General features: G+C 57.9%; 23 protein-coding genes. 11 read left to right on the plus strand and 12 right to left on the minus strand.

Annotated features, from left to right (window positions below):
* Positions 1-230: 230 nt before the first annotated feature.
* Positions 231-512, plus strand: coding sequence for a DUF8730 family Cys-rich protein (locus tag EDF61_RS19305; protein WP_502699088.1), 282 nt, complete (start codon positions 231-233; stop codon positions 510-512).
* Between the two features lie 1066 nt (positions 513-1578).
* Here the strand turns inward: EDF61_RS19305 and EDF61_RS17615 are convergent.
* Positions 1579-1923, minus strand: coding sequence for a winged helix-turn-helix transcriptional regulator (locus EDF61_RS17615; protein WP_286172339.1), 345 nt, complete (start codon positions 1921-1923; stop codon positions 1579-1581).
* Positions 1924-2022: 99 nt separating this feature from the next.
* On the opposite strand from EDF61_RS17615, the gene EDF61_RS17620 reads away from it, so the two are divergent.
* Complete coding sequence (locus EDF61_RS17620) at positions 2023-2865, plus strand: SDR family oxidoreductase (protein WP_133835005.1); 843 nt, start codon at positions 2023-2025, stop codon at positions 2863-2865.
* Positions 2866-2893: 28 nt separating this feature from the next.
* On the opposite strand, the gene EDF61_RS17625 is transcribed toward EDF61_RS17620, so the two are convergent.
* Positions 2894-5419 (minus strand): excinuclease ABC subunit UvrA, encoded by a 2526-nt coding sequence (locus tag EDF61_RS17625; protein ID WP_133835006.1) that lies wholly within the window; start codon positions 5417-5419, stop codon positions 2894-2896.
* A gap of 140 nt (positions 5420-5559) precedes the next feature.
* Between EDF61_RS17625 and EDF61_RS17630 the strand changes: the two genes are divergently transcribed.
* The gene (locus tag EDF61_RS17630; protein ID WP_133835007.1) at positions 5560-5946 is read left to right on the plus strand and encodes a VOC family protein; all 387 of its coding nucleotides are present in this window, start codon (positions 5560-5562) and stop codon (positions 5944-5946) included.
* A gap of 88 nt (positions 5947-6034) precedes the next feature.
* Here the strand turns inward: EDF61_RS17630 and EDF61_RS17635 are convergent, their stop codons facing one another.
* Complete coding sequence (locus tag EDF61_RS17635; protein ID WP_133835008.1) at positions 6035-6484, minus strand: MarR family winged helix-turn-helix transcriptional regulator; 450 nt, start codon at positions 6482-6484, stop codon at positions 6035-6037.
* Positions 6485-6590: 106 nt separating this feature from the next.
* On the opposite strand from EDF61_RS17635, the gene EDF61_RS17640 reads away from it, so the two are divergent.
* Together EDF61_RS17640 and EDF61_RS17645 are read left to right on the plus strand one after the other, a co-directional pair.
* Positions 6591-7361 carry an MBL fold metallo-hydrolase gene (locus EDF61_RS17640; protein ID WP_133835009.1) on the plus strand — a complete coding sequence of 257 codons (771 nt, stop codon included), beginning with the start codon at positions 6591-6593 and terminating at the stop codon, positions 7359-7361.
* Between the two features lie 157 nt (positions 7362-7518).
* Positions 7519-7863, plus strand: coding sequence for a hypothetical protein (locus tag EDF61_RS17645; RefSeq protein WP_133835010.1), 345 nt, complete (start codon positions 7519-7521; stop codon positions 7861-7863).
* Between the two features lie 637 nt (positions 7864-8500).
* On the opposite strand, the gene EDF61_RS17650 is transcribed toward EDF61_RS17645, so the two are convergent.
* Both EDF61_RS17650 and EDF61_RS17655 read right to left on the minus strand, forming a co-directional pair.
* Positions 8501-9196 carry a fasciclin domain-containing protein gene (locus tag EDF61_RS17650; RefSeq protein ID WP_133835011.1) on the minus strand — a complete coding sequence of 232 codons (696 nt, stop codon included), beginning with the start codon at positions 9194-9196 and terminating at the stop codon, positions 8501-8503.
* 158 nt (positions 9197-9354) lie between these two features.
* Positions 9355-11217 (minus strand): AMP-dependent synthetase/ligase, encoded by a 1863-nt coding sequence (locus EDF61_RS17655; RefSeq protein WP_133835012.1) that lies wholly within the window; start codon positions 11215-11217, stop codon positions 9355-9357.
* Positions 11218-11767: 550 nt separating this feature from the next.
* Between EDF61_RS17655 and EDF61_RS17660 the strand changes: the two genes are divergently transcribed.
* Both EDF61_RS17660 and EDF61_RS17665 read left to right on the plus strand, forming a co-directional pair.
* Entirely contained in the window at positions 11768-12637 is an 870-nt protein-coding gene (locus EDF61_RS17660) for a DUF1295 domain-containing protein (RefSeq protein WP_133835013.1), read from the plus strand.
* A 244-nt stretch (positions 12638-12881) separates the two neighbouring features.
* The gene (locus EDF61_RS17665; RefSeq protein WP_133835014.1) at positions 12882-13547 is read left to right on the plus strand and encodes a class C sortase; all 666 of its coding nucleotides are present in this window, start codon (positions 12882-12884) and stop codon (positions 13545-13547) included.
* A gap of 268 nt (positions 13548-13815) precedes the next feature.
* On the opposite strand, the gene EDF61_RS17670 is transcribed toward EDF61_RS17665, so the two are convergent.
* From EDF61_RS17670 to merA, 4 genes are all read right to left on the minus strand, one after another.
* Entirely contained in the window at positions 13816-14628 is an 813-nt protein-coding gene (locus tag EDF61_RS17670) for an AAA family ATPase (protein WP_105553695.1), read from the minus strand.
* Positions 14628-16070: a TnsB C-terminal domain-containing protein gene (locus tag EDF61_RS17675; RefSeq protein WP_286172340.1), complete on the minus strand. Its 1443-nt coding sequence runs from the start codon at positions 16068-16070 to the stop codon at positions 14628-14630. The genes EDF61_RS17670 and EDF61_RS17675 overlap by 1 nt, the downstream gene beginning before the upstream one ends.
* A gap of 72 nt (positions 16071-16142) precedes the next feature.
* Positions 16143-16736 carry a recombinase family protein gene (locus tag EDF61_RS17680; RefSeq protein WP_133835015.1) on the minus strand — a complete coding sequence of 198 codons (594 nt, stop codon included), beginning with the start codon at positions 16734-16736 and terminating at the stop codon, positions 16143-16145.
* Positions 16737-17019: 283 nt separating this feature from the next.
* Positions 17020-18450, minus strand: coding sequence for a mercury(II) reductase (merA, locus tag EDF61_RS17685; RefSeq protein WP_133835016.1), 1431 nt, complete (start codon positions 18448-18450; stop codon positions 17020-17022).
* Positions 18451-18557: 107 nt separating this feature from the next.
* Here merA and EDF61_RS17690 point away from each other — a divergent pair, with 107 nt between their 5' ends.
* The gene (locus EDF61_RS17690; protein ID WP_133835017.1) at positions 18558-18947 is read left to right on the plus strand and encodes a heavy metal-responsive transcriptional regulator; all 390 of its coding nucleotides are present in this window, start codon (positions 18558-18560) and stop codon (positions 18945-18947) included.
* 154 nt (positions 18948-19101) lie between these two features.
* The gene (locus EDF61_RS17695) at positions 19102-20097 is read left to right on the plus strand and encodes an arsenic resistance protein (RefSeq protein ID WP_133835018.1); all 996 of its coding nucleotides are present in this window, start codon (positions 19102-19104) and stop codon (positions 20095-20097) included.
* A gap of 535 nt (positions 20098-20632) precedes the next feature.
* On the opposite strand, the gene EDF61_RS17700 is transcribed toward EDF61_RS17695, so the two are convergent.
* From EDF61_RS17700 to EDF61_RS18900, 3 genes are read right to left on the minus strand one after another with little or no spacing between them, the layout of a single operon-like run.
* The gene (locus EDF61_RS17700) at positions 20633-21244 is read right to left on the minus strand and encodes a hypothetical protein (RefSeq protein WP_133835019.1); all 612 of its coding nucleotides are present in this window, start codon (positions 21242-21244) and stop codon (positions 20633-20635) included.
* Positions 21244-22104: a hypothetical protein gene (locus EDF61_RS17705; protein ID WP_133835020.1), complete on the minus strand. Its 861-nt coding sequence runs from the start codon at positions 22102-22104 to the stop codon at positions 21244-21246. The genes EDF61_RS17700 and EDF61_RS17705 overlap by 1 nt, the downstream gene beginning before the upstream one ends.
* Positions 22105-22106: 2 nt before the next feature.
* Positions 22107-22583, minus strand: a complete 477-nt coding sequence (locus tag EDF61_RS18900) for a S8 family serine peptidase (RefSeq protein WP_166650873.1) — start codon at positions 22581-22583, stop codon at positions 22107-22109.
* An 802-nt stretch (positions 22584-23385) separates the two neighbouring features.
* Between EDF61_RS18900 and cmtR the strand changes: the two genes are divergently transcribed.
* Both cmtR and EDF61_RS17720 read left to right on the plus strand, forming a co-directional pair.
* Positions 23386-23754 (plus strand): Cd(II)/Pb(II)-sensing metalloregulatory transcriptional regulator CmtR, encoded by a 369-nt coding sequence (cmtR, locus tag EDF61_RS17715; protein WP_133835022.1) that lies wholly within the window; start codon positions 23386-23388, stop codon positions 23752-23754.
* Positions 23751-25691 carry a heavy metal translocating P-type ATPase gene (locus EDF61_RS17720; protein WP_133835023.1) on the plus strand — a complete coding sequence of 647 codons (1941 nt, stop codon included), beginning with the start codon at positions 23751-23753 and terminating at the stop codon, positions 25689-25691. Before cmtR ends, EDF61_RS17720 begins: the two co-directional genes overlap by 4 nt.
* Positions 25692-25901 lie beyond the last annotated feature (210 nt).

Raw genomic sequence — 25901 nt, forward strand, 5'->3', positions numbered from 1 at the left:
CTACGCCCGGCTTCGTCCGGGAGGATAACAGGGCTGAGCGTGAGGGGCCTGGTCTTGTTGTCGGTTTTGTCGTCTTAGGCCAGCTGTCGGAAGAGCTTTTCAACTCGTCGCCCGACGGAGTCTGACCAACGGTTGAGGTATTCGTATAATCCTTGAGAGCACCCTAGCTGATGTGGCATTCCTCGAGGTCGGGGTCGGTGGCCTTGTACATGGCAGCGAGCGGCTAGATGATGTTGAGGCAGGTGAACTGGGGGCCTTTCGTTACCGCTCCTCGAACTGTAGGGAACTTGTTCACTTTTGTGTATCCTACGGGGTATTTATATAACGCCCTACATTGCATATCTAAGTGCCACGTGTGCGGCAAGGCGACGTGGGCCGGATGTGGCCAGCATGTCCAGCGGACCGTTTCCGCGGCGCAGTGGTATGTTGGGCCGCGCACCTTGAAACAGCGAGAGACCGCGGACCGGCAACGTGGTGGATTCTTCGCCTGTTTGTTGGGACGTAGGAATTAACATCTGCCAGTAACGAGTACTTCTACCTCCAACCGCTCCAATGCGGTCAAATAAGCTAGCGACCTCGATGCTCGATCCTTGCATATTTAGGCTGATTCGGGGACTTTGGGGTCCAACATTGAAAGCACCGGGGGACGAATGTACCCACTGGATGGGGTGGGGCGATCCGTGTCAACCAACGATATCTTTCGCGACTTAGTACTGCGGGTTCATCCGCCTCGGCTTCCCACTCTGATGGCATTCCACTGTCTGTGTCCTCAAACCTATTCGCGTTCCGCTCCAACCATTGATCCAAGTTCGACAATGGCGCCCAGACCGCAACTGGACCTTCAGGAGCGGGACGGCGGTGGTCGAATGAATACCTCCTTCATATACTCCTCTCGCAAGTTCACTCGGTGAAGGCGGCAGGACTCCGGGGCTATGCCGAGTTCAAGCAACACTTCTCAGATATGAGCAGACGGTTCGTCGTTCAACACGTTGAATAGAGCTACGTCTTGGACGGCCTATTTGGACACATCTTAGGGCATGTCCCTGTAGACAAATCTGCCGCTTGCGTTGGAGCTCGATATGTGTTTTGTCGACTTCACTGGTTCGGGCTCTCGAACTTCGAGCTGCGCAGCATGGCGCGTATTCACGTCTGGAAACGCTTTCCTCGCGCCAGAAAGAGTGAAACCTTGTTCGACGGGAGTATCGTTCGCTTGGCCCTCGACATGTACAGAGGAAGAAACACATGTTCGTTATCGATTTTCGGATTTTCTGATCGTCGTTCCTCGTCCAACACGAGTATACGTACCTCTCGAAATCACTTGATAGTTCATGTGAACTTACCTCGATACATCGATGGAGAGGCCGATCCAATTGTTGTACTCCTTGAGCCCCATCTGCTGGCTGGTGTTCAGCAACTCGGCGATCTGATCCTACCCTAAACCATGCTGCTTCGACCTGCTGGAACTCCAACGACTCCACCAGGAGCCTAATCGATACCATAGTTCTGCGAGCCGCATGGGACCCATCCACTCGCGCTGAATGATCTGAAGCGGCCCGGAATTAGACAGCCTATGGCCGGCTAGGAATCGGCAGGCGAACGGGAGTGGCCGCTGCCGGCGTCCTCGGCGATCTCGAAGACGCTCGCGGGCAGGGTCATGGCCCAGGAATTCATTGCTTCCAAGACGGGGCGGAGGTCCTGCCCGGCAGGTGTCAGCTCATAAACGACTCGGGGTGGAATCTCGGGATACGCGGTGCGGGTGACCAGGCCGTGCTTCTCGAACGTGCGGAGCCGACTGGTTAGCGTGTGCGCGCTGATGCGAGGCAGTACCTCTGCCAGTTCGTTGAAGCGATGCGGTCCCTTGAGCAGTTCGCGCACGATGAGCGTGGCCCATGGCCCGTCGAGCAGGGACAGGAAACGAGCCACACCACACTCCTGCAGGTCGCAGTGGTTGAATCTCACATATCCACGATACTCCATTACTGCACTTGATGTAACCGATGCATCATGTGCAGTAATTGATTCATGACATACATCATCCACGGCGCGACCGGCGCTCAAGGTTCCCCTGTATTCACTGCTCTCACCTCAGCTGGACTCGATGCCGTCGCCGCGGTCCGAGACATCTCGAAGATCGACGGCGCGGCAATCGCCATCGACAACTCCTCTGTCGACTCGCTCGCTGACGCGTATCGCGGCGCGAAGGGGGTGTTCGTACACCTGCCCCTGGGACGTCCCGAAGACCAGCTCGCCTTCGCTCACACAATCGCCGTGGCGATTCGTCGGGCGAAGCCGGCACGCGTCGTCTTCTCCACCAGCGGATTTTCTCTCGATCCCACCGTTGAAGGGACAGATGCTGTGGACGTACTCGCCCGTGAATTGGCCTCCTCAGGGGTGTCCTACGCGATTGTCGAGCCGCGGCTCTTCCTCGAGAATCTGCTCCTGACGGCGACGATGGGACCCACACGGGACGAGGGTGCTCTGCGCTACCCGATCCGCCCGGACTATGCAGTCTCGTGGATCTCCCACCTTGACGTCGCTGACGTCGTCTCCCGTCTGCTGACTGACCATTCGGTCACGGGAATCGTTTCCGTCGGAGCTCTTCCCGGCCTGACTGGCGCGGACCTTGCCGCGGGCTTCACTCGATACCTCGGGCAAGATGTGCGCTTCGAGGCGATCAGCCCCGCACGGTACGGGGAGCTGATCATCCCTCTGTTCGGCGAGGCCGCGGTCGCACCGGTGATCGCCTCCTATGAGCATCGCCAGCATCAGCCCGGGGAGCTCATTCCAGAGGCGCGTTCGGCACAGGTGCTGCTCGATCTCAAACCGCGCAGTGTCGAGCGGTGGTTGCGGGATCTCGGAGTCTGATCCCTGGCGACGCGACCTCACGACCCTGTCAGGGTCGTGAGGTCGCGGCGAGGTACTGTCCCGTGATGCTCGCGGCGGATGCGGCGATGGCCTCGGGGGTGCCGGTGGCGATGATGCGTCCGCCATCCGTGCCGCCTCCGGGGCCGAGATCGATCACATAGTCGGCGTTGGCGATCATGTCCAGGTCGTGCTCGATGACGATCACGGTCGCCCCGGTCGCCAGCAACTGGTCCAGCACACCCAGTAGCGTGCGGATGTCCAGCGGGTGCAGGCCGACAGAGGGCTCGTCAAATACGAACACCGTGCCGGTGTGCTTGCGGCCGAGCTCGGCGGCTAGCTTCAGCCGCTGAGCCTCGCCGCCGGACAGGGCGGGAGTGTCCTCGCCGAGGGTGAGGTAACCCAGGCCGAGATCGATCAGTGTCGACAGCTTCTTGCGCACCCTGGTCCGGGCTCCGAGCAGCGTCGCGGCGTCGGCGACGGTGGTGCCGAGCAGCTCGGGCAGGGACCGGCGCCCGTCAGTGGTGGGCAACTGGTGTTCGGAGGCGGCGGGGCTGTAGCGGGTGCCGCCGCAGTCGGGACAGGGGATGTCGACGTCGGGTAGGAACTGCACGTCCAGAACGACCTGGCCTGTGCCCTCGCACCTCGGGCAACGTAGCGATCCGGTGTTGTAGGAGAAGTTCCCTGCGTTCAGGCCGGCGTTCTTCGCGGACGGGAGGCTGGCGTAGGCGCGACGAAGGTCGTCGAGGATACCGCTATAGGTGGCGACGGTGGAGCGGACATTGGTACCTATTGGGGTCGCGTCGACGACGTCTGCCCGGGTCAGGTCTGCCGTGTCGAGGGAGATGACGTGCCCGGGGAGCGGGACGTCATCGTGAGCGGCAGCGAGGGCGGGCACGAGGCTGTCAAGAATGAGGGTCGTCTTCCCCGACCCGGACATCCCGGTAACAGCGGTGAGACGGCCCTTTGGAATCTCGGCCTCGAGCGCGTGGACCGTGTGGATCGGGGCGGTCTTCAGACGGATCACCCCGCGGGAGAACACCGTGTCTTTGCTCGCGCGATCGCGGATGACCGCCGTCTCGCTGCCAGACAGGAACGGCCCGATGAGTGACGCTGGATTCTCCTGGACGGCGTCGATCGTCCCTTGGGCGAGGATAGTTCCCCCGGAAGAGCCGGAGCCGGGACCGATCTCGATCATCCAATCAGCTTCGCGCAGGACCTGCACATCATGGTCGACGAGTACGACGGAGTTGCCGCCGTCGAGGAGGTCCCGCATGACGCCGATCAGACCGTCAATGTTAGCCGGGTGCAGCCCGATCGATGGCTCGTCGAGCACGTACAGCACGCCGGTGGTCTCGTTGCGGACCGCCCGCGCCAGCTGCACACGCTGCCGTTCTCCGGTCGACAGGGTGGAGCTGGGCCGATCGAGCGTGAGGTAGCCCAGGCCCAGCTCGATCAGGCGGTGACCCATCTCGGTAAACTGCCGGGCGATCATCTTCGCCATGGGACGCATGTCCGCAGGCAGAGTGGCAGGAACCGCCGGCACCCATGCCATCGTCTCGGCGAGCGTGAGGACGGTGGCCTGGGCGAGATTCATGCCGTCAACTCGGGTGCCGCGAGCTGCTTCGGACAGGCGGGTGCCGTGGCAGGTAGGACAGGTGTGCGCGGTGATGAACCGCTGCACGCGAGCCAGGCCTTTCTCACTGGTGGCGTTATTCATTGCTTCCCGCACGGCTTGACGGGCGCTGCGGTAGGTGAAGTTCAGCTCGAACAGCTTCCCGGTCTTCGATGGGACCTCGATCTCGCGCTTCTCAGCGGGCCCGTCGAGCACGATCTCTCGCTCCTGCGGGGTGAGCTCGGCATAGGGGACGTTGATGCGCACACCGAATGCGGCAACGACCTGCGGCATCACTGAGAGACCGAACATCCCCCAGGGGGCGACGGCGCCTTCGGCGATCGACCGGGATAGGTCAGGGATCAGCGTCGCATCGTCGATGTCGCGCACCGTGCCCGTTCCCGCGCAGTTCGGGCACGCCCCATCGGAGTTGAATGCCAGAGACTCCGCACCTGGTGGATAGAACTCAGCTGCGCACACCGGACAAATGAGATCCTTGTTCGCGGCCACATCGATCGTCGGAGACAGACGGTGACCGTTTGGGCACAGATGCGAGCCGAGCCGCGAGAACATCACCCGTAGCACGTTCAGAAGCTCCGTCGACGTCCCGAACGTCGACCGCACCCCGGGCACGCCCGGCCGCTGGCGCAACGCCAGGGCTGCCGGGACATGCCGCACGGAGTCGACACTCGCACGAGCAGAGTGGGACATGCGCCGGCGCGTGTAGGTCGACAGAGCCTCGATGTACCGCCTGGATCCCTCGGCGTAGAGCACCCCCATCGCCAGCGACGACTTCCCCGACCCCGACACCCCTGCAATCGCGACCAGCCGCCGCAGCGGAACATCGACATCGATGTTCCGCAGGTTGTGCATCCGCGCGCCCCGCACCGCGGTCACCAACGGGCCCCCCGCAACGGGCCGGCCAGAGTGTTCACTATCCATCGGACCTCCAAGTTGTCAGGCACCGCGTTCACAGCACATGTACATTCCATGTCAACTATATCCGGTAGACTGGTGTCGCCACCGCGTGTCCATGCGGCGAGTCGAAGAGTTCCCCGTACGGGGAAGAATAGGAGCGGGTCATGAGTGTCCCAGCAATCGGTTCAGTGTCCTGGTTCGAGATTGGAAGCGACAAGCCCGAGGAGGTGAAGAAGTTCTACAGCGAGCTGTTCGGCTGGCAGTTCAAGCTCAACACCGACCTCGAAGGCGTCGAATACCACGCCGCCATCACTCCGGGCTCGCCAGGCCCGTCCGGCGGGATCTTCGACCACGCCGGACGCTTCGAGGACTACGCCGTCTTCTATGTCCTCGTCGAGGACATCCCGGCCACGATTGCGAGAGCCAAGGAGCTCGGTGCCGAAGTCACGATGGAGCCCGTCGTCGACGCGTCCGGAGTGAGCTTCGCCCGCCTGCGCGACGCCAACGGCCACCACTTCGGCGTGTATTCGATGCCCGCTCCAACGGACTGACCGATGCTGTCCACGGTTACGGGAGGCAACGCGGACCTGCGACGTCTCCCTTAGCCAGGACGGATATTCTTGTGAAAATACATCGGCGTCAGACGATCTTGGATCGATCGTCAGTGTCCGAAGCGGAACGCAAGAGACGGAGCCCTGCCGCCATCCGGTCGAGCTCAGCAGATCCCAGTATGGCCGAGAAGCGCCGGGCGAGCTCGTCCTCGAACACCGGGGCTGTCTCGTCCACCCTCGCCTTCCCCGCAGCTGTCAGCACAATCAGCGTGGACCGGCGATCATTCGGATTCGGGACCCGTCGGCAGAGCCCCGCGGCCTCGATTCGATCGATGACCTTGCTGGCCCCGCCTACCGTGATCACGAATTCCCGCGCCACGTCATGGACGCGCTGCCCTTCACGGTGGCGCAGGAGCTGCATGATCTCGAACCATGTCAACTGCATATCGCAGTTAGCGCGTAGCCGCGCATCGATCGCCGTCCACAGCTCGGTTTCGAAGCGCACCAGATCGTGATAAAGCACCCGCAATTCCGTCATTTCTCACCTCACCTGTCCGCGTCGATCCTGCTGACCGAGGCGAACCAAATATTGTTTCCATGGAACTATCTGTAAGCAATACATTCTACTCCTGAAAGAGAATCTCATGACCACCCAGACCGTCCCCACCCACATCCCTGTACGCGTCCTCAGCGGCCCGACCGTGTTGATCGAGTACGCTGGCTTGCGCTTCCTCACCGACCCCACCTTCGATGCACCGGGGGAGTACCCCGTCATGCCTGGATACGCCATGACCAAGACCGCCGGGTCACCCCTCGGCCCGGACGAGGTGGGGCACATCGACGCGGTGTTGCTCTCCCACGACGAGCATGATGACAATCTCGATGAGTCGGGCCGCCAGTTCCTTCCTCGCGTACCGGTCGTCTACACAACCGTCTCCGGTGCTGGCCGTCTTGGCGGCAATGCAAAGGGGGTCGCGTTCTGGGAGGAAGCAACACTCATCGCTCCCGACGGTACCGAGGTGACGATTACCGGGCTGCCTGCACGCCACGGACCAGAGGGCAGCGAACCGGTCTCCGGCGACGTTATCGGGTTCCTCCTCACTGCAGTAGGTCACCCCAGCGTCTACATCAGCGGCGACAACGCATCGCTGGACTATGTCCAGCAGATCGCAGATAGGTGTGCGCCGATCGATACAGCGGTGCTGTTTCTTGGCGGGGTCCGCCATGAGCCCATGCTCGAGGCGCAGCTCGTGACCCTCAACAACACTCAGGCCACTTGGGTAGCACGCGCATTGGACGCTCGTCGTGTGATCCCTGCCCACTTCGAAGGGTGGGCGCACTTCCAAGGCACCCGAGCCGACCTCACTCTAGCGTTCGCTGAAGCAGGCCTGGCCGACAAGCTTGTGTACACATAGGCGATCGGCACGCCGTCGATCTTCTGGGATCAGCGAAGGCAGCAACGCGACGGCACACTAATGGGGCAAAGAACTTCTGCGACTTTCTGTGAACGCTCTGCATACTTCCAGCCAATTCGTTATGAGAGTAAAGCAGAGCTCTTGCTTCCGTTGCGGAATGCTCGCATTGACTCTCATCAACTCTTGCGGGAACCTGTTCAACGGTGCGAATCGCATCCATGACGTAGGTCTTAATTCTCGGTGGCGGCTTCACCTCAGGGACGGTGAGAGCAAGGTAGGCAGCAGTTTGTTTCAAAGAAGCAAGCTCTTGCTCGAGCGTGGCGGCATTGGCCTCATACTGCAGCGCCTGATCACGTTGAGTTTGGGTCAGCGCATTCAGGGCGAAGCCGCTGAACAGTCTACTTTTGTGCTTGCCCATGACATGGCTCCCAGCAATTCTCGTATTTCCTTCATTCTGTCTCGTGAGCCGGCTTTCACGATCACCACAGGTAGTTGGGCATGATCAGGAATCTCACAATGCGTCAAACCCCGAAATAGACCAGTTGGATCGTACCTCTTTGCGCTTCAGTCAGTTGGTAGAGAGCTTCGATCATGCGTTTGACCTCATCAGGACGTACCGCTCTTCCCTGCAATGGTTGATACCTTGCTTAAGAGGTTTCAACAGCGATTCCCAGCACAGGTTTCGGGCGCTCTGAAGTGAAGCGGATCTGTCCAACGGCAGACTGGTGGACGATCTTCAGCAGCCAAGTTAGTGCGGTAGTTCGCACAGTGGCGAAGCCATCAACATGTCGTTAATCGTCTGAAAATAATCATTGTGCGGCTTCCTGCCTTTGGACTTCATCGCTCAGTTGACGGGCGTCAAAACCGAACACCCTTGGGACAAGTCCGCCATAAGACTGCGTAGCTGCTTCATCTCCTTGTGCGGCTTGAAGCAAGAGAGCTTCATCCGGCGCTGAACAGTCGGTGATTTCGACTGCCCAATTCGGGATCTTGGGTTCAACGACCCCATACCGTCAAGGACATTGCTCTCGTTCAGGGCAGTAGCTGCAGGTCAAATCTTGGGTAGACGGAAGCCAGGGAACGGCCCCCCAAATCGTGCATCGCCCGTCCCCTGGCTTCTTCAGCTTGATGCTGTAGTACTACTTCTTTGCCGGTGGCATCAGCACCGAATCAACGAGGTAAACGGTGGCATTGGCAGTCTGCACGCCACCGCAAATGACCTTGGCATCGTTGACCATCAAGTCATCGCCGCTGCCGCTGATCTTGACCTTGTCACCTTCAACGGTTTCCAGATCACCCTTCAACTCATCGGGAGTTATCTGGCCTGGGACCACATGGTAGGTCAGCACCTTGGTCAGCATGTCGGCATCCGACACAACAGCGTTCAGGTCTTTTTCTGAAATGGCCTTGAATGCGTCATCCACCGGTGCGAAGACGGTGAACTCATCGCCGTTGAGCGTGTCCACCAGATCCACGTCCTTGTTCAGCTCGCCCGAAACGGCCTTGGTGAGGGTGGTCAGCAACGGGTTGTTTGATGCTGCCACGGCTACCGGATCCTGGGCCATGCCAGCAACGGAGCCGTCACCTTCGGGCACTGCTTCTGCGTACGCCGCACATCCTGAACCAACAAGGTTGGCGGTTGGGTCCATGGCCGATTCGCTGGCCATTCCCGAATCCTCAGATGCTTCCGGGCTGCTAGAAGCCATGCTCGATGACGAACTTTCGCTGCTGGGAGTGGACTCGGCGCTGTTGTCCATCGAGCAGGCGCTCAATCCGAACGCGGCGACCGCGGCAATCGAGAGCAGTCCCACTGTCTTGCGCTGCATGGTTTTCATGTCGAACTCCTTACCTGGCGACCCCGTTGGGCCAGTTGGTTTTCCAAACCTCTTGGTTTGGGTTTTCACAGGGCATTCGGGGCAAAGCGCTTCGCGGATTGGAACTTATTTAAAGATTTTCTGTTCCGCACATTAGGGGCTCATATCATGACTGATTGCTAGCGCTTAGCCGAGGCATAGAGCTCGTTGACGAAGCCGTTTGCTCTCTCAAGAAACTTACTTCGCTTGAGTTTCAAAGTCGGTGTCAGCAGTTCACTGTTTTCCCCTAAATCGGTAGAAAGCATAAGAAACTCTTTGACTTGTTCACTTCTTGCTACCCGCTTATTGGCTGAGCTGACGGAGTCGAGGACGACTTGAAACAAGAGCCCGTTTCTAATCCTGTCAATTGACCCTTCTGTGCGAGGCTGAAAAAGGGATGCGTCTGTAATCCCTTGGCTAGAGGCCCACTGTTTGACTGCTTCCGGGTCAATCAGTACGAGGCATCCCAAGAACGGCTTACCTTCTCCAACCATTACCGCGTGGGCAATCAATGGCTCAGTTTCGACGTATCCTTCCCATATGCTGGGGGATATTGTCTTCCCTCCCGCAGTTACTATGACATCTTTGATTCTTCCCTTCAGCGTGATGCGCCCAAGGTTGTCCAAGGATCCCAGGTCTCCTGTACGGAAGAAGCCATCGGTGAAAGCGTCTTCGTTATCTTCGGGATTGGTATATCCAGCAAATACGCCGATTCCTTGTGCGAGCACCTCACCGTCGTCCGATATTCGTACAGTGGTCCCAGGCATCGGAACTCCCACGGTTCCAGACTTGATCGACCCGGGCATATTTCCCGTTAGCGGCGCTGTAGTTTCTGTCAGCCCATAGCCCTCGATTACTGGCAAGCCAATACCCCTGAAAAAGAGGGAAACTTCTCTATCTAGGGTTGCAGCTCCTGATAGCAGGTACTCAAGACGACCGCCGACTACTTTTCTTAGACGCGAGTAGAAAATCCGATCAAAAATGAAATGTCTCATCCTAAGGCTAGGAGAAGCTTGCTTCGACGAACCGGTATCGTGTCCCTCAGCCATCGCGCCCCACTGCGTTGCCGTGTCGCTGGCCCACTTCCAAATACGATTCAGGCGTTTCTGATTGGCGGCCTGTGCTGCGGAGTCTTGGATCTTCTGTAGCACCCGTGGCACTACTACGAGAAATGTGGGTTTGAGGAATTCCAAAGACGGTATTACTTCTTTGGGTTCTGAGAGATGCGCGATGCGCATCCCGTTAGCCAAACAAATCAGCTGTAGACCACGAGCCAGAACGTGGGCCATGGGAAGGAAAATAATCGTATTTCCTGTCTCCTTAACCACTTCAGTGTAAGCGGCAGCAACATTGAGTACTAAGCCAACGAGGTTACCGTGCGTAATTAAAGCGCCCTTGGGTGCTGCCGTCGTTCCCGAAGTGTAGACGATAGTCGCTATCGTCTCTGACGTTGCCAACAATCGTCGTTCTTCAACAGCACCATCGGCGATAGATTTCCCTTCGTCAACAAGATCCTCAAGATCGAGATCGTTCCGGGTGTCCATTGTCCAGATTCTCGACCCGCATATTCCCGCGCCACTTAGCCCGCGCTCGAGAATCGAGGCGTGGTCGGTGCTTCCAGCAACTATAAATTTTGGGGAGCAGTCGGCAAGTATGGCTGTGACCTGATCAAGCGACGAAGTTTCATAAATAGGGACCACGACCGCACCTGCAAACCATGCCGCCATATCCACCTGAGCCCATTCGTAGCGTGTAGGTGACATAATCACAAGCTTGTTTCCAGGTTGCAGCCCACTAGCGATGAGCCCCTTAGCCAATGCCTGCACTTCGAGAAAAAATTCTCGAGTAGTTATTTGCTTCCAGGGGGCAGCAACGGGACCATCAGCAGATCGAACTTCGAATGCTATATGCTCAGGCGAATTCTTCAGGCGCTCCATCAAGAGATCGGTGGCATTCCTGTGCATGTGCGAAGTGGCCAATAGCGGCGTCGCAAATTCCCTCATAGCTCGTCCTTCCGGGCAGGGTAACGGTGGATATCAAATACGGACAGGACTAGCCTGCTGTGGACTACTTCTCGGTCAGGCGTCATTCAAGGTAGGCATTGTTGGGCGCTATCATCTCAGATAGGCAGCATAAGCAGGGACGAGGCAAGGTTCGCATAGCTTGGTTTCAAGCTTGTTTAGTGCGGGGCTTGGAGCCAAGCTATGCGTTCCGTTTCGACGTAACAACTAGTCAATCGAGATTAGAACGGTTTTCGTCCAGCATTCAGAATGCTTGATTTGTTCAGTCCGGCCAATTAACAGGTCGTGAACAGTTCTGGGGACGAAAGCTGTTTCTGCGATCCTCCGCCAACAGCAAGCATCTCTTAGACGATAGCCCCGCGAAGAGATGCCATGAGAAGCGTCAAGCCGCGATTCCGTCAAAAGCTTTGGCTCACCCTGTGTCCAATAGTATTGCCCGGTCCCAGAGAATATGATGAGGCGACTCTTGGATAAAAGTATCGCAGGATCACTGGATCGTCTCTGAGGGAAATTTAACGGAGGAAACCTCATAATGAAGAGCAAGGAACGCAAGGCGCTGACCGCTATGCCTGTAGTGCTTCTGCTAGGTGTGCTGCTTGCATTGTCCGGTAGTGATGGCGGGATTACATGGGGTTCGATGCCCCTCTTCGCTCTGGCTGTACTGGCGTCCTTTATAGCCCAATGGATCGCATTCATACCTTCATTCCTAAGGCAAACAGAGAGATTCTACGACCTGACCGGAACCCTGACCTATACAGCAGTCACATTGCTCCTGCTTCTCTTAGTCCCTGAAGTTCATTCAAGATCGCTGCTACTGGCATTCATGGTCCTGGCCTGGACTCTTAGGCTGGGAATCTTCCTCTTCAGCCGTGTCACTAGGGACGGCAAAGATGATCGCTTCGACCAGATCAAACCGTCTTTTATGCGGTTTCTCAGCGTCTGGACCGTTCAGGGTCTCTGGGTCTCTTTCACTGCTGCTACTGCTTGGGCTGCTATGACCTCGGAATACTCTAGTGAATTGGACGGATTCGCACTGGTCGGACTCGTCATCTGGGCGATTGGGTTGGGTGTGGAAAGCCTAGCCGATCACCAGAAATCAATTTTCAAACGCGACCCGGAAAATCAAGGGAAATTCATCTCCTCCGGACTCTGGTCCAAATCTCGCCATCCGAACTATTTCGGAGAGATTCTGCTTTGGATTGGCGTGGCTGTTGTGGCCGCTCCGGCGTTGCAGCACTGGCAGTGGGTTGTGATGATCTCACCGGTATTCGTCGCCGTGTTGCTCATCAAGATCAGCGGAATCCCGCTGCTTGAAGCGAAAGCTGAATCAAAATGGGGAGGCCGCGCCGACTATGAAACCTACAAGGAAAACACGCCGGTGCTTATTCCTAAGTTCTGGTAGGAAACGGTTTGCTGAAATAGTTGCTGACGCTCTCTAGACTCTGGCACTTCTAGAATTTGCTCTATGTGAAGTCGTCGAGATGCAAAACGAATCTAGACCAGATAAAGCGGGCTGCGCATCGTCGACAGGCGTAGGTTGCCCTGCATCGCAGGTGACAGCGCGGGCCAACCTGGCCAGTGCGAATCTGCCAACCGGCCATGCTGGATAGTGGGTCTGATTGCCACTGCGATGCTGAGCCTCGGAAATTTATGATGCTTCCGCCACTAATGCGTCGCTGGCTGATGGAACGAGAATTGTTGACCCGTTCGCTGCGGTGCAGAAGAAAACTCAAAAGACAGATGATCCGTACTGGGATCTGTTGGAGCCAAATGACGACGGATTGATGGCGCGTCGGCGAATACCGAGTATTGACGTAAAGATCCCGGTGTATCACGGTACCGCCGAAGATGTCCTTCTGGAAGGCGCAGGTCATCTTGAAGGCACAGCCTTGCCTGTAGGTGGACAAGGAACCCACGCGGTGATGACCGGGCACCGCGGTCTACCGCAGGCAGCAATGTTCACCGATCTGGATAAAGTGACCGTAGGCGATGATATTGAAATCGATGTGTATGGCCAGACTCTGGTGTATCGCATCATCGATAGTTCCGTAGTACTCCCCACTGAAACGGCATTGCTCAGGCCGCAAGCAGGCCACGACCTGATTTCGTTGGTGAACTGCACCCCCATCGGTGTCAACTCACACCGGATTATTGTCACGGCCGAACCTGTATTGCCAACTCCTGCAGATGCTGGGCAAAGTGTCGACTCTATTGGATTCCCATGGTGGGCCCTCGGGTTGGGGCTCAGCGCAACAGGTTGCCTATGGTATGTGTTCTATACCCGTTCTCAGAAGCCGGCCGCTAGAGTTTAGAGATCTGTCCTCGTCGCAGCATGACCCCATTATCTGTGAATTTCACGGCTTCAAGAAGTCGATTCGTATGGCCCGGGTCGAAAGCTCGAGACTGGAACCCACCGTTTTTCTAATCTGTCTCACTACTAATGGCGCAAACGCGGCGCTACGCCATGGGTTACAACACATAGCTGTGAGAATCTCGGACCCTTGAGTTTCCGCGGATTTTTCACCGGGGGTGTGATTGTTAACTTCGTTTGGCGGTTTCTGCGCACCTAATATTGGCGGTTCAACTGATTCCGATCACTAGCGTGGATCGCGCAGCTTCAACAACATCATCGGTAATCGTGTCCAGCTCATTGATTTTCATGACTCGCTGCATCTGTGTGAAGAGTCGATCGATCAGCCGGAAATTACCGCGCGTGATACGGGCGATCGCCGCGACAGCTTGCGTATCGGTGAAGTCCTCCAAGTCCAGAGTTTTTCCGAGGGCACGCCACTTTCGTTGCAGAACGAAATGCAGTTCATCCTGAGCAAGCGGACGGTACTCGTGAGCAAAACCAACACGGCTATAGAGCTGAGGATATCGACTGAACTGCTTTTCGATGCCAGGCATCCCAATCAGCATCAGCGCGATATTGTTCCTGTCATACCTATCTCGTAGCACTTCTAAGGCAGTGGCGTTGAGTCGCTCCGACTCGTCGACGATGATCAGCTCAACATGCTTGTCTTGATTCATCGGGCCCGTCGTGGCACCTAAAGTATCGAGATGTTGATGGATACAGATCGAGGTCCGGGTGGTGACCAGAGAGAGTTCATCCTTGATTTGCTTAGGCGTCGTCAGAACCCCTGGGGTGAAGAAGACGGTCCGCGTTTTGGCCAGATCCTTGTAGATCTGGAGGTCACTGTCCTCCCGTCGGCCCCATTCCTCTATTAACGCCTCGGCTTTCGGGCTCCAGTTGGCATAACGTTTAGCCGATAGGGTTTTGCCAATTCCAGCTTGTCCATAGCAGACCCCGATAGTCCGCTGCCGACGCACCGCATTGGCGAACTCAGTGAAGCGGCGGTGCTCCTTCGTTGCGATAAAAGTTGTTGGTCCCATTACTCGTCCTCCGCGTAAGTGCGCAGCTTCGTTTTCTTGGTTCGGTGGACCGCCGGATCAGGCTGGGGTGCCTCCGTGGTTGGTTGCCCGGCCGGTAGAAATTCCGCGACGGTGGCGATTCGTTCATTGATTTGTCCGCGCAGCTGACGCTTTCGTGCAGAGCGTGCTTTCTGGATGTCCTTAAAGGTCATGATGGATCGTTCGTGCGTGGGATCCACAGCTTTGCAGATGTGCTGGCCACGATGAAAGACCTGAATCTCGGCAACGTCTCGCGGGTCGTAGCGAAGGATGACGGATTCTCCGACATAGGCAGCCAGCAAGGGAGATATGTAGCGTAGCCCTTGGAAGTGCACCCCATCGCGGTGGACGATTCGAGGTTTGGCGACCGTGAGCAGCAGCAGGTTCAGTTCATCGATGGATTCAGGCAGACGCGGCAACCAGTCGTTGCCCTGCCACGCTTTTTGAGGTGTTTCTTTGATCTCTTGGTGTTCACGCTGGTGGTAATTCTGCCCAATGAACTCACCTAGCGCCGTGTCCAGTTCACTAATCGATAGTCCGGGTTTGGGATTGCGTACGTTGTGCAAGTAACCCGGTAGCCGGGCCAAAAGCTCGGTATTCAACGTACCGAAGAAACGCTCAATCTTTCCTCTGCCCTGTGGCCGGGTTACTGCAGAGAAAGTGATTTCGAAGTGCAGGTCTCTGGCGGCCTGCGCCATGTGGTGGCTCGTGCAATCGGTTCCGTGGTCCACGTAGAGCACATCAGGGATTCCGCACATCGGCCAATCAGCTGTCTTTTTGGGCCAGATCGCCTCACGCAACGCCAATGCCGTATTCAAGGATGAGGGAGCACCGGTGAAGATCATGTACCCGCACAGGGCTCGCGAGTAATCATCCATGATCGTGGTGAGCCACGGGCGAACCGGCCGATGACCAGTGTCAAAAACCAGAATGTCGAGCTCGGTATGATCAGCCTGCCACACCGCGTTCGGACGTTCGGCGCGGCGGCGCCAGACCAGTTCGTACTTATCGCGGTACACCGCCGCGCCTTGCTGCGCCAGTGTCATCATCCCGGGATCTATCTCGCCGACAATCGAGCGGATGGTTGAGTAGGAAACCGGTGCCCATCCCTGGTGGAGCGCCACCTTGTTAGCTTGCTGGTGGATGGCTGCCGTCGTCCTGGGCAGTTTAGCTAAGGCGAGGCCTTCGACCAGCTTCACGAAGTCGCTGGGCATCCGGCGTCCGCGTTTGCCCTGTGCCACCGGTTCCAGACCAGGCTTCCCCTGGAGCTTGAAGCTCTGGTGCCATCGCTGCAGTGTCCTCAGGCCGATATGGTGTTCCTCAGCCAAGACCGTCAGCGGCACTCCGTCTTCGACGTGTTGCCGCAGTATTTCCCAGCGTGCCGTTGCCTTGATCAGGCCGCTGTAAGAGGTTCCTGCTTTCACGGTACTGCTGCCATTCTGGTTTTGTCCCAGCGGTGCGTCCCTGCGCGGTTCGCTTCGCCGGGACATGGCCGATCACAGGCTCTTGACAGAGGCGGATTCTTGGCCCAAGTGGCGGTAGAACGTCGCGCGGCTCCAGCCAACCAGACGTGCTGCGTCTTTGGCGGTGCGTCCCCTGGCGCGGGCATCTTTGGCGATCGCGAGCTTATCGGCAATCATCACCGGGTCAGAGACCGGCCGGCCGAAACGGGTTCCGGATTGCCGGGCGGCAGCAATGCCGGCATTGACTCGTTCAACGAACAGCTCGCGCTCGTACTCGGCCAACGAGGCCAGCATGTTCAGCATCATCCGCCCGGTCGACGTGGCCGGGTCGATCCCATCGGAAATGGAGCGGACATTCACCCCGCGCTCGCGCAAGAGGTTCACGGTGTTCAAAACATCGATCAGGGATCGCCCGAGCCGGTCTACTCGCCAGACCACCACGGTGTCCCCGGACTGCGCGTACTCGAGCAGTTTCTTCATCCCGGGCCGCTCAATCGCGCTCCGGCTGCCGGACGTCACATCGGCGAACACGTCGCGTTTCTGCACCCCCGCTGCAGCAAGAGCGTCGAATTGCAAGGCCGCGTCTTGGCTCGAAGTGCTCACTCGTGTGTATCCCAAATGCCTCACCTGCCCAGTGTGACTCAACAACCCCTGTGCGGCAAGCAGGTAAGACGTTTTACGTTGGGACGAGTTTATAAGACAAATACAGCCCGCGTTTTCCAAGTATTTGATGAGACAAGTTTCTACTCTAGGTAGCGTCTCAAAAAGCTTTAGGTTTTCAAGACGCCTCGCGACCGTCAGCGGTTGGTCTGACCGCTTTCCCCTGTTGGTAGCTGCGCCACTGCGGCTGTAGTGCAGCGAACACCTGAGATTGAATCACCCGAAGTCCTCTGCTTCAGGTGGGTTTCGCTTAGGCGCAGCAGGACAGTTTGGCGATGTCGGTGGTGAAGGCCTTGGCGGCGATCCTGATGCCCTCGGCCATCGTCAGGTAGGGGCTCCAGGCGGCGGCGACCTGTGCGGTGGTCATCCCCGCTTCGAGGATGTAGACACCGGCGGCGGCCAGTTCCCCGGCGTCCCTGGCGACGGCGGAAATACCCAGGATCCGTCCGGTGCCGAGCTCGGCGACGACCTTGATGAAGCCGCGGGTGTCGCGGTTGACCACGGCTCGCGGCACGTACTCCAGGGGCAGGACCCGGCACTCGCAGCGGATCCCGGCAGCGACGGCTTCCTTCTCCGTCAAGCCGACCGACCCGATGGCGGGACTGGTGAAGGTGACCCGGGGCAGGTGCCGGTAGTCAACCTCGGCGACGGCGTCGGTGAGCGCATTGTCCACGGCCAGGGCGCCGTGGGCCGCGGCGACGTAAACGAACTCCCGGTGTCCGGCCACGTCCCCGGCAGCCCAAATGCGCGGGTTGGACGTGGCCAGGCGGGAATCAATCACGATCTCGCCCGTGGCGCCGGTCTTCACGCCGACGGCGTCAAGATTCAACCCGTCGATGACGGGGCGTCGGCCTGTGGCCACCAGGAGCCGGGATGCCCGGAACGTTTCCCTGCCGCCGGCCACGGATGCCGAGACCAGGACCCCTCCGTTGGCGTGATCGCGCTCCACAGTCTCCGCGGAGGCCCGCCGGACCACCCGGATCCCCTCGTCGGCAAAAACTTCGGCCAATGCCTTGGATGCCTCCGGTTCCTCCTGCGAGGCCAGCCGGGAACGGACCAGCATGGTCACCCGGGAACCGAGCCGGGAGAAAAGCTGCGCCATTTCCAGGGCAACATAGCCCCCGCCCATGATCAGCATTGATTCGGGGACCTCGTCCAGTTCCATCGCCGTCGTCGAGGTCAGGTACCCTGTCTCGTCCAGTCCAGGGACGGGAGGCGTCCAGGGGGCGGAGCCGGTGGCCACGAGATAGTGGTCGGCCTCGATCGTTTTTTCGGCACCGTCCGGGGAGGCGACCCGGAGTCGGGGTTCGTCCTGGGTTCCGGTGAACGAGGCCTCCCCTTCGAGCATGGTCCACCCGTGGCCGGCGGCCAGTTCAATGTACTTTTCCGTTCGCATGCTTTCCACCAGCGCGGCCTTGCTCTGGACCAGGGCCGGCATGTCCACCGGGCCCGCCGAGGCCGCCACGCCCGGGAAGCGGGCCGAGTCCAACGCCACGTGGCGGGCCTCCGCGGCGGCCAGGAGTGCTTTTGAGGGCACGCATCCGGTGTTCACGCATGTCCCGCCCACGGTGCCACGCTCCACCATCACGACGCGCTTGCCCAAGCCGGTGGCCCGGATCGCGGCCGCGAACGCGCCGCCCCCGGAACCAACAATCGCCAGATCGAACCGTTCGTTTGTCATTCCAGCTACCTCTTCCCTGTAGTGCAAAACTTCCTATGCACCATCATGAACCTTCCAGTACAGTGGAAGGTCAAGTGCGGTGACCACTGAAAGGGGAGTCAGCGAACATGAGAATCGGACAACTTGCGCAAGCGACCGGAACCACGACCAAGACCCTGCGCTTCTACGAGGATTCGGGGTTGCTTCCTCCGGCCGAGCGTCTGGCTTCCGGCTACCGGGACTACAGCGACGGTGCCGTGGGGCTGGTCGGGTTCATCCACCGCGGCCAGGCCGCCGGGCTCACCCTCGCCCAGATCCGGCAGATCCTGAAGATCCGCGAACACGGCCAGGCCCCGTGCTCGCACGTCCAAGGCCTGCTGGGGTTGCGGCTCAGGGAGCTCGATGCCCAGATCGCCGAACTGCTGGTCCTCCGGGAAAGCATTTCCCAGCTCCACGCAAAGGCGAGGGATCCGGAGCCGGACTCCTGCTCCGCCGACCAGGTCTGCCGCTACATCTGAGTGGCAGACCTGGTCGGATGGTGTCGCGGGGTGACGCCCAGCGGCACCCCGCGGGGCCATGAACGCGAAATGCCCCGGTCCCGCAGTCGGTTCACTGTCCTTCACCACGGTCACTCGGGCATCAACTCCTGCTCGACCGCCCGCGTCGCCTAACATGGGCATGGTGAAAACCCAGAACCTCATTGCACGGATGGAACACCACCAGATCGGCCTGTACCTCGTGGCCATCCTCATCGGCGGCGGCGTCGGGTTCCTTGCCCCCGGCTCGGCCGGAGCATTGGAACACTCGATCAACCCGGTCCTCGGGCTGCTGCTCTACGCAACGTTCCTGGGCATCCCGTTCGCCTCCATCGGCAAGGCCGCCAAGGACCTGCGGTTCATGGGAACCGTGCTGGTGCTGAACTTCATCGTGGTCCCCGTCGTGGTGTTCGGACTGACCCGCTTCATCGCCGGGGACCAGGCCCTGCTGCTCGGGGTGCTGCTGGTCCTGCTGGCCCCCTGCATCGACTACGTCATCGTGTTCACCGGCCTGGCCGGCGGGGCCAGCGACAGGCTGCTGGCCGCCGCCCCGGTCTTGATGCTGCTCCAGATGCTGCTGCTGCCCCTCTACCTGCTGCTTTTCGTCGGCCCCGACGTGGCCTCGGCCATCGACCCCGCACCCTTCGTCGAGGCCCTCATCGTCTTGATCCTCATTCCCCTGACGGCGGCAACCCTGACACAGGCGCTGGCGCGCAAGGCCGCGGCGGGCAGGATCATCATGGACATCATGCAGGCCCTGATGGTTCCCCTGATGATGGTGACCCTGGCGGTGGTCGTCGGTTCACAAATCACCGGAGTCGGCCAGGAAGTTGGCTCGCTGCTGGCGGTGGTGCCGCTTTACGCTGCGTTCCTGTTGGTGATGGTGCCGCTGGGAATGCTGGCGGCCAGATGGGCACGTCTCGATGTCGCCGCCACGCGTGCAGTCGTATTTAGCGGCGCGACCCGCAATTCACTGGTCGTGCTCCCGCTCGCCCTCGCCTTGCCCGAACCTCTGGCCCTGGCCGCATTGGTCGTGGTCACCCAGACGCTTGTCGAGCTCATCGGCATGGTCCTCTTCGTCAGGTTTCTGCCCCGGATCATTCGGACTGAACAACACCGTCAACCAGCCTAATTTTGCCCATCCGGGCCACTGCCGCCAAACAATGCCGTGGTTTAACCGCCGCCCCAAGTTGATAGTCACAACCGTGGGATCGGGGTTCCATGAGACGTCTTGCAACCTATAGGTTGGAAGACGTCTCACCTCGAACACGCTGTCGTTATCACGGAATTTTCAAGTCAAACGGTACCCACGCAAGTCTAAATAGCAACCAAGCAGTCTAATTTGCCCGATCTTTCAGGTTGTTAATCCACCCCGTTTCAGACATCGTGAGAATTTTCGAATCCTGCGACGAACTGAAACGTTCCGGATGCCGTGCACCAGCCGTGGCTTGGTAGCATCGCTAAATTATTCACGTACTAGAAAATCTGGGTTAGGAAGAAGACTTCCACCGTCAGGGGAACCTGCCGGTGAGAGCAAGAAAGGAAATGACCTACAACACGGCACCTGCCATCCTGTAGGCCACTCACTCATTCTCGCCGGGGCGTTGACTAACTCTGTAATAGCCCCAGAGCATTTAATCCAACTCAATGCAGCGCCTATGCGTTGCCTAGATGAGCCCGGATTCAGCTGTTGCTTCGAGGTAGTCCACAAACACGGGGTCCGTCAGGTCTCCCGCACGCATGAAGGGCCCATCTTCCGGATCTTGTTCACGGCGCGGCGGGAAACCAATGACCGCGGTGAGGTACCGGTTGAGTTTGTCTCCTGCCACCCCATAGACCTTGAAGCCGGTGATGAAACTTCCTTCGCGCTCAAGCAACACCGAGACCCGTTGTCCCAAGGCATGCTGGGCCGAAAGAACCCGATATGGGAGTTCCAGCATGTCGCCATGGAAAAGCTCCTGCCAGTAGAACTCGGCGTCTTCAACGGCATCTTCATCGACAGCGACCGGCCGCCCATTTCTTAGTTTCAGGAGAACCGCGGGATTGGTGATGGTAAACAACGCATCAATCAGGTCCTCCCGCACTTCCTCATCGAATTCGAATCCATCAGGTTCCATCAAATGAACAGGAATTCCGTAGGCCTTATAGTTGTCTTCAAGGAGCGCGCGTACCTGTGTCGGAGTCACCGAGGGCAACTTTGCGGCTTCCCACCTCTTCATCAATTCTCGTGGATCTATGGGAGCCACGGTCATTTGATCAGCTCCATCTTTTTCCTCCATCAGCATGCCTGGCCGGCAACACCGTAGAAGGCGTGTGATCCAGGACTGCGTCCTGATGGGTGGTAGTGACAATACTTCTTGGAGGAATTGGTCTTGTCTTTTTCAGGGCCAACCGGTGTTTTGCTTCTCACGCTATAAGCCACAGACCTTGCCCCGGCTTTGGTAGTTGACCATACATCACCGCTGGCTCGAGCACGCGACACGGCCTCGTTCTTCGACATTCCGTCACCAATGAGCAAGCCGTTTGTGCGGCGTACAACTTTGTAATGAGCAGGCGGATTCTTTTTCTTGCGAATAGCCTCCCTGATACCTGCAATCGCTTTGTCGGCTGCTATATAAGTTACACCAGCGATCACAACTACGGCCGAGGCAAGGAATAGAGCCTTAAAAATTGCTCCCAGTGAAGGAACTAGGATCAATGCCAGAGGAATTACCGAGTAGTCTGCTTGATCAGATCGATATTCTGATTTTTCGCCGGTATCAGGGTTTGTAACCGTAAACCAGATGAGCTCTTCATCAACCTGGAGTACATCTACCTGATAGGTTCCACTAACGATGTCCTCGCTTTCGCTTTCGACCGTGAATTCTGCGGTACCTGAATCATTGTCCAAGACGAGAGACTGTGAAATTTCTTCACCAGAATCTAGTTCGGTGGTTGTTTCAACTGAAACTTCTTCGCTGTCGATCTCGGCTTCAAGGAGTTCAAGACCTTCTTCGGAGAGTGATTCCTCAAGCGCATCCTCAGAATAAACAACGGTTTGTGTTTCTGAGGTCATTGCAGGGTCAGTAACTTCTCCACCGTGTGGCATCAGACCAAGAACGAGGCTTGGTACAAGGACAAGCCAGACTAGTACTTTCATTTTTATTCGATCCTTCTATTTTGTTGTATAAGTTCTGCTATTCCTTCGGATGGAGTTTTTCCCGCAAGAATCCCTTTAAGGATCTGATTGGCAGCAATAGCAGTCGCCACAGAGGTGCCGCTGCTACTATCGATGTCTCCAGACGATGTGACGTATGGAATGTTCTCGCCGGACAAAAAGACATCGACGTTTTTCTGCGCGCTGAAAGATGCCGGTTTTTGACTATTGTCCAGTGCGCCGATCGAAAGTACTCCGTCGAATCTGGCAGGGAATCCCGGAGACATACCCGGTCTGTTTCCCGATGCAGCGAGGATGGGTGCCCCCGTATCAACCAATTCCTGAATTGCGTCTTCAAGACTCCGGCTCGAGGTCCCAGATGTCAACGCGATAACCGTGAGATCGACGCTGGAATCTGATAACGAGGTGATGGCCTCGGTCAGTTCTCTACTACTAGCGGAAACTTCACCGGAAAGCTGCACGTGCCTAATCCGCACTCTGGAACTCCAATCAGGGCACGTTTCCGCGGTCAATTCGAGAAGGTGCGAAAGTGTGACTTCCGCGTGATGAACTGCGGTCCCAGAATTGACGACAGGTTCGTTGCTTATGCTCTGATGCTCAATATTGAAGCATTCATAGGCTGTCCCGTCAGGCAGGTGTGAGTCGATGACTGCGATTTCGATGAGATTGTCGGATCTGCTGGAGCTCGCACAGGAACAGATCAAGAGGGCCGAGGCGATAACCCATATCACTGTTAGGAGTAGGCTCTTCAATGTTAGTCCGATCACGAATATTGATGTTGTCACGCAAGATTTACCACAACGATTGACTAAGAGTGAGAACTAGAAGTATTTAATCTGCTTTATTTTCACTTTATTACCTGATATAGATTTCGTGAATCTGTGTCACCAAGAATCATGGTTGTGCTGCATTACTCGAAATTCATCCTTATATCAGGTTCACCAGAATCGTCACTAGAACCCACGAGGCCCTGCCTTGATAAGGGAGGGAAACACCAACGGATAGGTCAGACCACCAGACCCACACCTGTTGGCGGCAAGCAAGCGAGGTACACGCCCATCCTTCTGAATGTATCAATACTCGTAGAATGGATGATGTATCGACGCATAGTTTAAGGCACTGAGTTTTACGACGAAACGCACCTCTAACCCTGCTGAGTTTTCAGCCGTCAGAAATTTTCACCATAATTGTCTTTTCAGTATTTCAAAAACGACCGATTTTGGGCGGTGCCACTAGTACATCAAGTGCTGTACAGTACATCGTATGATGAACATTGAATCACGGATCGATGCGATGAACCGGCTTGGCCGCGCCATGGCCGACCCCACCCGGTCACGCATCCTCCTGTCCTTGCTGCACGAACCCGGATACCCAGCGGAACTTGCCCAGGCCCTAGGACTGAGCCGCGCCAACGTTTCCAACCATTTGACCTGCCTGCGCGGCTGCGGAATTGTCGTGGCGAAAATGGAAGGCCGCAAAACCCGGTACGAAATCACCGATCCTCACCTCACCACCGCCCTGAGCGCCCTGGTTGACGTGACGTTGGCCGTCGATGATCAAGTACCTTGCCTGGACTCTTCCTGCCCTGACTGCGCCACCAGCGCCGATCGAGAACTCGAGGAGCAAGCATGAGTTCCGCCTGCGGTTGCGATTCACCGGAACCCACCGAAGAATTCGAAGAGGAACTGCCCTGGTGGCGGGATTGGCACGTGCTCGTTCCCATAGCCTCAGGCGTTTTCTTCCTCGCTGGGCTCGTCCTTGAATGGAGCACCCACGGCGAAAGCGCCGCCATCGTGGCCTTGGTGCTGTTTTGGATCGGCCTGCTGCTGGGCGCTTTTACCTTTGTGCCCGGCGCCCTGCGAAACCTGTTCACGAAACGGAAACTCGGCATTGGGCTGCTGATGACCATCAGCGCCACCGGTGCGGTCATCCTCGGATATATCGAAGAAGCTGCAGCCCTGGCATTCCTGTATTCCATTGCCGAAGCCCTGGAAGACAAAGCCATGGACAGGGCACGCTCGGGCCTGCGCTCTTTGTTGAAGCTCGTCCCGGAAACGGCCACCGTCATCCGTGACGACGCACCGGTCGTGGTCAGTGCAGCAGAGATCAAGATTGGCGATGCCCTGCGCGTGAAGCCTGGTGAACGCTTGGCAACCGATGGCGTGGTCAGCCAAGGATCAAGCAGCTTGGACACCTCCGCTATCACGGGGGAATCAATTCCCGTGGAAGTAACCGTAGGCGACCAGGTTGCTGCTGGTTCCATCAATTCATCCGGCGCGCTAGTAGTCACTGCAACGGCAAACGGCACGGACAACTCCCTGACCACGTTGGTGAGCCTGGTCGAGCAAGCCCAGTCGGAACGTGGCGAACGGGCACGGCTCGCTGACCGCATTGCCCGCCCGCTGGTTCCCGGTGCCATCGTCCTGGCCGTACTGGTTGCTGTGCTTGGAGCGATCTTCGGCGATCCCGAAACCTGGATCACCCGCGCACTGATCGTGCTGGTCGCAGCCTCGCCTTGCGCGATGGCCATCGCCGTTCCTGTCACCGTTGTTTCCGCCATCGGAGCTGCCAGCAAGTTCGGTGTCATCATCAAAAGCGGAGCAGCCTTCGAACGGCTTGGTTCCCTGCGCCGCATCGCGGTAGATAAAACTGGAACACTCACACGCAATCAGCCAGTGGTCACGCAAGTCCAGACCGTTGATGATGCGACTCGCGAAGAGGTGCTCGCCGTTGCTGCCGCCCTGGAACAGCACAGCACCCACCCTCTAGCTACGGCCATCACCGCAGCAGTACCCGCGATACCGGAGGCAGCGGCGGTTAACGAAGAGCCAGGACACGGCATTACCGGCGTCCTGGATGGTGTTCAGGTCGGGGTCGGCAGTCCTCGATGGATTGCCCCAGGATCGCTTGCTTCCGCTGTTGAATCCATGGAGGCCTCCGGGCAAACCTGCGTCATGGTCACCCGTGCAGAGCAGGTCATTGGCGTGATCGGCGTGCGCGATGAACTACGCCCTGAAGCGGCCGAGGCAATTCGAGACCTGCATAACCAGGGAATCGACGTGGTGATGCTCACCGGCGATAACTCCCGTACTGCCCACGCGCTGGCTTCAATCGCCGGTATAGACACCGTTCATGCCGAACTGCGACCTGAAGACAAGGCCCGTGAAATCGCTTCGTCGGTGCAGCAGGTTCCTACAGGGATGATCGGTGACGGGATCAACGATGCCCCTGCCTTGGCTAGCGCTACCGTGGGGATTGCGATGGGCGCTACCGGTGCCGATGCCGCCATAGAATCAGCCGACGTAGCCTTCACCGGCCATGACTTGAGACTGATCCCGCAAGCCTTGTCCCATGCGCGACGGGGCCGAGCGATCATGAATCAGAACATCATCTTGTCAATGGCGATCATCGTTGTCCTGCTGCCCTTGGCTATTACCGGAGTGCTTGGATTAGCTGCGGTAGTGCTGGTACACGAGGTGGCAGAAGTCATCGTGATTGCCAACGGCCTTCGTGCTGCCCGCGTCCACCGCAAGCAGCTCACACAGCAATCTGGCAACGACCTGCATTAGCGCTGGTTTCGTTGCTGTTGAAGGCGGGGCACTATTTCCACCAGGAAATTAGCACCCTGCCTTCAACCATTTAGAACCAAAGTGAATCGCGCTAAGCGATGCGCCATTTTTACTGGTAATAAACCGCCAATTGAAACTAACAGTCACACACCGGGGGAGTGGTATCCGTTGAGACGTCTTGCAACTCTTGGGTTACAAGACGTCAGGAGT

Source organism: Arthrobacter sp. JUb115 (genome assembly GCF_004365035.1).
Classification (GTDB): Bacteria; Actinomycetota; Actinomycetes; order Actinomycetales; family Micrococcaceae; genus Glutamicibacter.

Excerpts from the sequence above, each read along its gene's own strand:
- EDF61_RS19305 (WP_502699088.1), top strand. The coding sequence starts at position 231 with ATGTTGAGGCAGGTGAACTGGGGGCCTTTCGTTACCGCTCCTCGAACT.
- EDF61_RS17620 (WP_133835005.1), top strand. The coding sequence starts at position 2,023 with ATGACATACATCATCCACGGCGCGACCGGCGCTCAAGGTTCCCCTGTA.
- EDF61_RS17625 (WP_133835006.1), bottom strand. The coding sequence starts at position 5,419 with ATGGATAGTGAACACTCTGGCCGGCCCGTTGCGGGGGGCCCGTTGGTG.
- EDF61_RS17630 (WP_133835007.1), top strand. The coding sequence starts at position 5,560 with ATGAGTGTCCCAGCAATCGGTTCAGTGTCCTGGTTCGAGATTGGAAGC.
- EDF61_RS17635 (WP_133835008.1), bottom strand. The coding sequence starts at position 6,484 with ATGACGGAATTGCGGGTGCTTTATCACGATCTGGTGCGCTTCGAAACC.
- EDF61_RS17640 (WP_133835009.1), top strand. The coding sequence starts at position 6,591 with ATGACCACCCAGACCGTCCCCACCCACATCCCTGTACGCGTCCTCAGC.
- EDF61_RS17645 (WP_133835010.1), top strand. The coding sequence starts at position 7,519 with ATGCTCGCATTGACTCTCATCAACTCTTGCGGGAACCTGTTCAACGGT.
- EDF61_RS17650 (WP_133835011.1), bottom strand. The coding sequence starts at position 9,196 with ATGAAAACCATGCAGCGCAAGACAGTGGGACTGCTCTCGATTGCCGCG.
- EDF61_RS17655 (WP_133835012.1), bottom strand. The coding sequence starts at position 11,217 with ATGAGGGAATTTGCGACGCCGCTATTGGCCACTTCGCACATGCACAGG.
- EDF61_RS17660 (WP_133835013.1), top strand. The coding sequence starts at position 11,768 with ATGAAGAGCAAGGAACGCAAGGCGCTGACCGCTATGCCTGTAGTGCTT.
- EDF61_RS17670 (WP_105553695.1), bottom strand. The coding sequence starts at position 14,628 with ATGGGACCAACAACTTTTATCGCAACGAAGGAGCACCGCCGCTTCACT.
- merA (WP_133835016.1), bottom strand. The coding sequence starts at position 18,450 with ATGACAAACGAACGGTTCGATCTGGCGATTGTTGGTTCCGGGGGCGGC.
- EDF61_RS17690 (WP_133835017.1), top strand. The coding sequence starts at position 18,558 with ATGAGAATCGGACAACTTGCGCAAGCGACCGGAACCACGACCAAGACC.
- EDF61_RS17695 (WP_133835018.1), top strand. The coding sequence starts at position 19,102 with ATGGGCATGGTGAAAACCCAGAACCTCATTGCACGGATGGAACACCAC.
- EDF61_RS17700 (WP_133835019.1), bottom strand. The coding sequence starts at position 21,244 with ATGGAGGAAAAAGATGGAGCTGATCAAATGACCGTGGCTCCCATAGAT.
- EDF61_RS17705 (WP_133835020.1), bottom strand. The coding sequence starts at position 22,104 with ATGAAAGTACTAGTCTGGCTTGTCCTTGTACCAAGCCTCGTTCTTGGT.
- cmtR (WP_133835022.1), top strand. The coding sequence starts at position 23,386 with ATGATGAACATTGAATCACGGATCGATGCGATGAACCGGCTTGGCCGC.
- EDF61_RS17720 (WP_133835023.1), top strand. The coding sequence starts at position 23,751 with ATGAGTTCCGCCTGCGGTTGCGATTCACCGGAACCCACCGAAGAATTC.